General features: G+C 74.1%; 6 protein-coding genes. 5 read left to right on the forward strand and 1 reads right to left on the reverse strand.

Features of this window, described 5'->3' with window-relative positions; all coding sequences use genetic code 11:
• Window positions 1-55 precede the first annotated feature (55 nt).
• From LCD33_RS24940 to LCD33_RS24950, 3 genes are all read left to right on the forward strand, one after another.
• Window positions 56-1828, forward strand: coding sequence for an ABC-ATPase domain-containing protein (locus tag LCD33_RS24940; RefSeq protein WP_224978349.1), 1773 nt, complete (start codon window positions 56-58; stop codon window positions 1826-1828).
• A gap of 81 nt (window positions 1829-1909) precedes the next feature.
• Window positions 1910-2560, forward strand: a complete 651-nt coding sequence (locus LCD33_RS24945; protein ID WP_224961474.1) for a phosphoribosyltransferase — start codon at window positions 1910-1912, stop codon at window positions 2558-2560.
• Between the two features lie 181 nt (window positions 2561-2741).
• Complete coding sequence (locus LCD33_RS24950) at window positions 2742-3125, forward strand: hypothetical protein (RefSeq protein WP_224961472.1); 384 nt, start codon at window positions 2742-2744, stop codon at window positions 3123-3125.
• Between the two features lie 14 nt (window positions 3126-3139).
• Here LCD33_RS24950 and LCD33_RS24955 read toward each other — a convergent pair whose 3' ends face one another.
• Window positions 3140-3328 carry a hypothetical protein gene (locus LCD33_RS24955; protein ID WP_224961470.1) on the reverse strand — a complete coding sequence of 63 codons (189 nt, stop codon included), beginning with the start codon at window positions 3326-3328 and terminating at the stop codon, window positions 3140-3142.
• Window positions 3329-3456: 128 nt separating this feature from the next.
• Between LCD33_RS24955 and LCD33_RS24960 the strand changes: the two genes are divergently transcribed.
• Window positions 3457-4881 (forward strand): MFS transporter, encoded by a 1425-nt coding sequence (locus LCD33_RS24960; RefSeq protein WP_224961468.1) that lies wholly within the window; start codon window positions 3457-3459, stop codon window positions 4879-4881.
• Window positions 4882-4939: 58 nt separating this feature from the next.
• A partial coding sequence (locus LCD33_RS24965) for an ATP-dependent Clp protease ATP-binding subunit (protein WP_224978350.1) occupies window positions 4940-7291 on the forward strand: 2352 nt, incomplete at its 3' end.

The raw sequence follows: 7291 nt of genomic DNA on the forward strand, positions 1-7291 counted from the left end.
TCCCCCGCGCGCCGGGGTGTGTATATCCGCCGCGGGGGGGGTACCGTGGCGGCCATTGCCACCCCCCCCCCCCGCCCCCGGCGCCCCCCGGCGCGCGGGGCGCCGCCGCCACGACCACCGACCCGACCGCGACCGGGGGCCGCAGCAGCACTCCGGGCCGCGCGATGCCGCCGGGCTGCGCTCGGTGCTGCGCGACCTGCACGGCGCCGGCTACGGCCGCTACAAGACGCTGACCGGGGACTGGTCGTTCGACGGGTTCGACCTGGAAGTGCAGCGCGTCCAACCCGACCCCTACGCCCCGGCCAGCCGCTGCGAGGTGCGGGTGCATCCCGGGACCGCGGGCCTGCCCGAGCAGCTGCGCTCCACCCCGGTGCGGGCGCGGGCGGTCGCGGGATTCCTGGTGCGCGCCGCCGAGCACCGGTTGCGCGACAGCGGGCTGCGCGTCGACGCCGGCCGCCAGCAGGTCCTCGACCGCAGCTCCTGCCAGCTGCTGCCCGGCGGCGGGGTGCGGCTGCGGCTGGGCATCGACCTGCCGGGGCGCGGGCGCAGCATCGACGGCCGCGCCGCCGAACGCGCCCTGTGCGACCGGGTGCCGGACGTGGTGGAGGCGGCGTTGCGCTACGCCACCGCCGAGCAGGATCGGCTGCGGGAGTTCGTGGAGTCGGTGGAGGACACCGACGCGCTGCGCGAGGAGCTCGCCGCCCGCGACCTGGTGGCGTTCGTCGCCGACGGCGCGGTGCTGCCGCGGCGCAGCGGTGTCGACGAACGCCCCCTGCCCGGCGCGGTGCCGTTCCGCTCACCGGAGTCGATGCGGGTGTCGGTGACCCTGCCCAACCGGGGTGAGGTGACCGGCATGGGCATCGGGGAGGGCATCACCCTCGTCGTCGGCGGCGGGTTCCACGGCAAGTCCACGCTGCTGCGCGCCCTGGAGAACGGCGTGTACGACCACGTGCACGGCGACGGGCGCGAACTGGTCGTCAGCCGCGAGGACACGGTGAAGGTCCGCGCCGAGGACGGGCGCCGGGTGCACCGGGTGGACGTGAGCCCGTTCGTGAGCCACCTGCCGACCGGTGCCGACACCGCGGACTTCTCCACCGACAACGCCTCCGGTTCGACCTCGCAGGCCGCGGCGATCGTGGAGTCGGTGGAGGCCGGGGCGGGGGTGCTGCTGGTGGACGAGGACACCGCGGCCACGAACCTGATGATCCGGGACGCGCGGATGCAGGCGCTGGTGGCCAAGGAGTCCGAGCCGCTGACGCCGTTCCTGGACCTGATCCGGCCGCTGTCGCGGTCCCGCGGGGTTTCCACGGTGCTGGTGATGGGCGGGTCGGGCGACTACATGGACGTCGCCGACCGGGTGCTGATGATGGACTCCTACCAGGCGCGGGAGGTCACCGACCGGGCCAGGGCGCTGGCGGCGACCCCGACCGGGCGCAGCCGGGAGGCCGAGGAGTTCCCGCCGGTGCGCGCCCGCATCCCCGCACCGTCCTCGATCGAGGGGCAGCGGCCGAAGGTGCGGGCCCGCGGCACCGATGCGCTGACGCTGGGGGAGTCGACGGTGGAGTTGCGGGCCGTCGAGCAGCTGGTGGATCCCAGCCAGGTCACCGGCATCGGGTTGGCGCTGGTGACGTGCGTGCGGTCGGGCCTGCTGGACGGGACGCGCACGGTGGCCGAGGTCCTCGACGGGTTCGGGCAGCGGGTCGCCGAGCGCGGCGTGGCCGGGGTGGACGAGCGGTACGCAGGTGATTTCGCGGTGCCGCGCCGGTTCGAGCTGGCCGCGGCGCTCAACCGGTTGCGGACGTTGCGGGTGGCGGCGTTCCGGGACTGATCGGTGGGAACCGGGTTTCCCGCCGGGCCCGCGGCGGGCACACGGTGGTGGCAGGGTCGCCTCGGGAACGGAGGTTCGACGATGCCGGGGCTCGGTGGGGCAGGGCGCTTCCGGGACCGCGAGCACGCGGGTGAGGTGCTCGCCGAGCAGCTCGCGCAGCAGCGATGGGTGCGGCCGGTGGTGCTGGGCCTGGCCCGTGGCGGGGTGCCGGTGGCGGCGCGGGTCGCCGAGCGGTTGGGGGCGCCGCTGCGGGTGGCGGTGGCCCGCAAGATCGGTGCTCCCGGGCAGCCGGAGCTGGCGTTGGGCGCGGTGACCGCGCACGGCCCGCCGAGCTACGACGAGCGGTTGCTGCGGTCGTTCCGGGTGGCGGAGTCGGCGTTGGCCGAGGCGTGCGAGCGGGAGCGGGCCGCCGCGCGGGCCCGCGAGGAGCGTTTCGGCGGGGGCCGGGCACCGCAGGTCGGCGGGCGGGACGTGCTGCTGGTCGACGACGGGTTGGCGACGGGGGCGACGGCGCGGGCCGCGGTGCGGATGGTGCGGGAGTCCGCGCCGCGGTCGGTGGTGCTGGCGGTGCCGGTGGGTGCTCCGGACGCTGTGGAGGCGTTGCGGGCGGAGGCCGACGAGGTGGTGTGCGTGCTGCGGCCGGTGGATTTCAGCGCGGTGGGGCAGTGGTACGGGAGCTTCGCGGCGACCACCGACGAGCAGGTGGCGCGGCTGCTGGGGTCGTCTTCCTGACCGGTCACCTGTGGTGACGGCGCCGCGGTGGCCGGTGGTCCGCGTCCGTCCCACATCCCAAGAGCATGCGTTGCGGAATGCGCAACCCAGGCGTGGGGTTGTGCGGGAAACGGGTTGTTTCCGAGAACTTTCGCCCCGAAGGTGTGGTCTCCACCGGTTCCGTGGGGTTGGCTGAGCTGTTATGACCCTTCCCGCGCACTCCGATCACCCAGCGGCGCCGACGCAGCGGCGCGCCGCCGGCAGGCGGCCCGGGGTCGACGACGGCGGCTACACCGCGGAGGTCGCCCTCCAGGTCGGCGAAGCCGCCCGGGTCCTCGGGGAACGGCTCGGCGACCCGGCCATGCCGCACTCGGTCGCCGACCTCGAACTCGCCACCCGCGGTTTCGCCGCCACCGCCGAAGGCATGGCCGCCGGCGTCGCGGGCGTCACCGAATGGCTGCGCGCCACCGGGCACGCCGGGGCCCTGTCCGGGCACGCCAGCGTCGTGGCCGAACGCCTCGTGCACGTCAGCCGCGAACTGACCCGGCTCGCGGACGCGGTGGACGCCGCCGAACGTTCCGCCTGACCGCGCGGCGCCGGTCAGCCCTCGGGTTCGTCGCCCGGTGCCGGGGGCTCGGGCCGCAGCGCGGCCGGGTCGTCGTCGGCGGGCGGTTCGGCGTCGAGCTCCTCCTGGGCGCGGGTGGGGTGGTTGCCCTGCAGGAGTCCGCGCACGTCCTGCTCCAGCGCGTCGTCCTGCGCGGGTCCGTGCTTGTCGCTGCCGCGTTGCATCGGCGCTCACCTTCCTTCATCGGGGGTCCCTCGCCTACCCGTCGTCCGGGTGGTCGAATCCCGCCGCCCGGGAGGCGTATCCCACGATCACCGAAGTTAGGCACGCTAACGAACTAGTGTGGGGTGACGTGACCGCACACGACGTCCAGGAGACCGGCACCGACCGAGCACTGCCGCGCAGCTTCGTGCTGACCATCGCCGCAGGCACCGTGCTGCAAGCGCTCAACGCCTCCACCATGGCCGTCGCCCTCGTCGACATCCGGCAGCAGTTCCACGCCGGCGCGGCCGCGTCCTGGCTGATCTCCGGGCTGTACCTGGCCACCGCCATCGGCTCGCCCACCGCGGGGCGCCTGGCCGACCGCATCGGCGCCCGCCGGGTGTTCACCACCTCCCTCGTGCTCACCGTGCTCAGCTCCCTGCTCGCCCCGCTCGCACCCGACCTCGGCTGGCTGATCGCGCTGCGCATCCTGCTGGGCCTGGGCACCTGTGCGGCGTTCCCCGCTGGAGTCGCGATGCTGCGCGCCGAAGCCGACCGCCGCGGCACCGCCCTGCCCGCGGGGGCGCTGAGCGCCCTGGCCATCGGCGGACAGGTCATGATCGCCTTCGGCCCCGTCGTCGGCGGACTGCTGGTGTCCTGGCAGGGCTGGCAATCGATCTTCCTGATCAACGTGCCCCTCGGCCTCGCCGTCGGCCTCGCAGCCTGGCGCCACCTGCCCGCCGACCCGCCCCGGCCACCCACCAGCACCACCGCCGTGCTGAGCGGCCTCGACCTGCCCGGCGCCGCCCTGTTCACCGGCTGCATCGCCGTGCTCATGCTGTTCCTGCTGTCGCTGGCCGAACAACCCCGCTGGTGGCTGCTCGGACTGCTGGCCGTGCTCGTCGCCGCGTTCACCACCTGGGAACTGCGGGTGCCCGACCCGTTCGCCGACGTGCGGATGCTCGCCCGCAACCGGCCGCTGACCGGCACCTACCTGCGCACCGCGCTGACCTACGTCGCCTTCTACACCGTCTTCTACGGCTACCCGATGTGGCTGCAGAACGCCCGCGGCCTCAGCCCCGACCAGGCAGGGCTGGTCGTGCTGCCCATCGCGCTGCTGGCGATGGCCTCGGTGGCCGTGGCCGGGCGCGTCATCCGCCGCCGCGGGCACCGGCCCGTGCTGCTGGTCGGGTCGGTGGCGCTGCTGGCCGGCGGGTTCGGGCTGACCTTCCTGCACTCCGCCAGCGACCTGGTGCCGCTGCTCGGCGTCGCCGCCCTGCTCGGCCTGCCCAACGGGTTCAACAACATCGGCAACCAAGCCGCCCTCTACCAACAGGCCGACGCCGCCGACGCCGGCATGGCCTCCGGGCTCTACCGCACCTCCCAGTACGTCGGCGCCAACATCGCCGCCGCCGTCATCGAACTCGGCTTCGCCGGACCGGCCGCTGACGCCGGACTGCACCGGCTCGGTACCGTCGTAGCCGTGATCAGCGCCGTGCTGCTGGCAGGAGCGCTGCGGGAACGGCTCGCCACCGGGCGCCGCGCGGGCGGTGCGTTCCCGACCCAGAAGAGTTGATCACTATGGTGGCGTGGTGCGGGCACGACCGGTGCCCGCCGCGGCAGGAGGTGCACCAGTGGATCGGGGCAGTGCAGGCGATGCGTCGGCCGCATTCGATTCGCTGCTCAACAGCCTCGTCGAAGGCGGCGGCGAGCAGCGCCGCACCGAACACGGCCCCGGCGGCCTCGGCCTGGCCAACCTCCTCGACCCCGAAGCCCACGACGTGGTCTCCAAAGCCATCCACGCCACCGTCGACTGGGGCAGCCGCGAACTCGACAGCACCCACCTGCTGTGGGCGGTCACCCAGGTCGACTCCACCGCCCGCATGCTCGCCGACTCCGGTGTCCGCGTCACCGACCTCGCCACCGGCGTGCGCACCGTCGCTGGCACCGTCGACGCCGTCGCCGGCGGACCGCGCCGCGCCCCCGTGCTGTCGTCCTCCGCGCGCCGCGCCCTGCTCGGCGCCCACCAGCAGGCCCTCGGCGAAGGAGCCGAAGTCGTCGGCGCCCGCCACGTGCTGCTGGGCCTGGCCCACGACCCCGAATCCGTCGCGGGGCGCGCCCTGGCCCGCGCCATGGAAGGCGGCGAACGACCCCGCGGCACCCGCAGCGGCCCCGGCTCGCTGAGCGCCACCCCGCGCCTGGACGAGTTCGGCCTCGACATGACCGAACTCGCCCGCAACGGCGCCTTCGACCCCGTCATCGGCCGCGACGAGGAGATCGACCAGGCCATCGAAGTCCTCGGCCGCCGCGCCAAGAACAACCCGGTGTTCATCGGCGACCCCGGCGTCGGCAAGACCGCCCTGGTCGAAGGCCTCGCCCAGCGCATCGTCGACCACGACGTGCCCTGGCCCCTGGCCGGCAAGCGCCTCGTGTCCCTGGACCTGGCGGGCATGGTCGCCGGCGCGAAGTTCCGCGGCGAATTCGAACAGCGCTTCCGCGACGTGCTCACCGAACTGCGCACCCACCGCGACGACGTCGTCGTGTTCATCGACGAGATGCACAGCATCGTCGGCGCGGGCGCGGGGGAGGGCTCCATGGACGCGGGCACCATGCTCAAACCCGCCCTCGCCCGCGGCGAACTGCACCTGATCGGCGCCACCACCGTCGAGGAGTACCGCAAGCACGTCGAGAAGGACCCGGCGCTGGAACGCCGCTTCCAACCCGTCCTGGTACCCGAACCCTCCGTCGAGGACACCATCCGCGTCCTCCACGGCGTCGCCGAGAAGTACCGCCGCCACCACCGCGTCCGCATCGCCCCCGACGCCCTCGACGCCGCCGCCCGCCTCGCCGACCGCTACCTCACCGACCGGTTCCTGCCGGACAAGGCCTTCGACCTGCTCGACCAAGCCTGCTCCCGGGTGCGGATGCGCCGCGGCGGCACCTCCTGGGCCGCCGAACCGCTGGTCGAAGCCACCGACGTCGCCGACGTCGTCGCCCGCCGCACCGGCATCCCCGTCGCCGAAGTCTCCGACCAGGACCGGCGCCGCCTGCTCGACCTCGAACAACGCCTCACCGAACGCGTCGTCGGCCAGCCCGTCGCCGTGCGCTCCGTGGCCGAAGCCGTCCGCCGCGCCCACGCCGGGCTCGCCGACCCCGACCGGCCCATCGGCAGCTTCCTGTTCCTCGGCCCCACCGGCGTCGGCAAGACCGAACTCGCCCGCGCCCTCTCCCGCGCCCTGTTCGGCGACGCCGACCGCATGGCCCGCTTCGACATGGGCGAGTTCCAGGACAAGCACACCGTCTCCCGCCTCATCGGCGCCCCACCCGGCTACGTCGGCTACGAGGAAGCCGGGCAGCTCACCGAACGCATCCGCCGCCAGCCCTACTCGGTCGTGCTGCTCGACGAAGTCGAAAAAGCCCACCCCGACGTGTTCAACACGCTGCTGCAGGTCCTCGACGCCGGACGCCTCACCGACGCCCAAGGCCGCGCCGTCGACTTCCGCAACACCGTGATCATCATGACCTCCAACATCGGCGCCGACCGCATCCTCGACTCCACCGCACCCGCCGACGAACTCGCCGACGCGCTCCTCGACGACCTGCGCGGGTTCTTCCGCCCCGAATTCCTCAACCGCATCGACGAGGTCACCGTCTTCCAAGCCCTCGGCGACCGCGAACTCGCCGAGATCACCTCGCTGCTGCTGGAACGCACCGCCGCGCAGCTGCGCGAACAAGGCATCCGCATGGAGGTCTCCGCCGCCGCCATGGCCTGGCTGGCCGAACGCGGCGCAGGCGGCGAATTCGGCGCCCGCCCGCTGCGGCGCACCATCCAGCGCCACCTCGACACCCGGCTCGCGTCCCTGCTGCTGGAAGGGTCCCTCACCGACGGGGGAGACGTGCTCGTCGACGTCCTCGGCGGCGAACTGTCCCTGCACGTCTCCGCCGCCCGCCCCGGACCCGCAGGCGGCCGCCACGCCGCACCCGCC

The sequence above is a fragment of the Saccharopolyspora sp. 7B genome (assembly GCF_020177435.1).
Classification (GTDB): domain Bacteria; phylum Actinomycetota; class Actinomycetes; order Mycobacteriales; family Pseudonocardiaceae; genus Saccharopolyspora_C; species Saccharopolyspora_C gregorii.

What these genes read in the sequence shown, in the direction of transcription:
- LCD33_RS24950 (WP_224961472.1), top strand. Translation starts at nt 2,742, where the DNA reads ATGACCCTTCCCGCGCACTCCGATCACCCAGCGGCGCCGACGCAGCGG.
- LCD33_RS24945 (WP_224961474.1), top strand. Translation starts at nt 1,910, where the DNA reads ATGCCGGGGCTCGGTGGGGCAGGGCGCTTCCGGGACCGCGAGCACGCG.
- LCD33_RS24955 (WP_224961470.1), bottom strand. Translation starts at nt 3,328, where the DNA reads ATGCAACGCGGCAGCGACAAGCACGGACCCGCGCAGGACGACGCGCTG.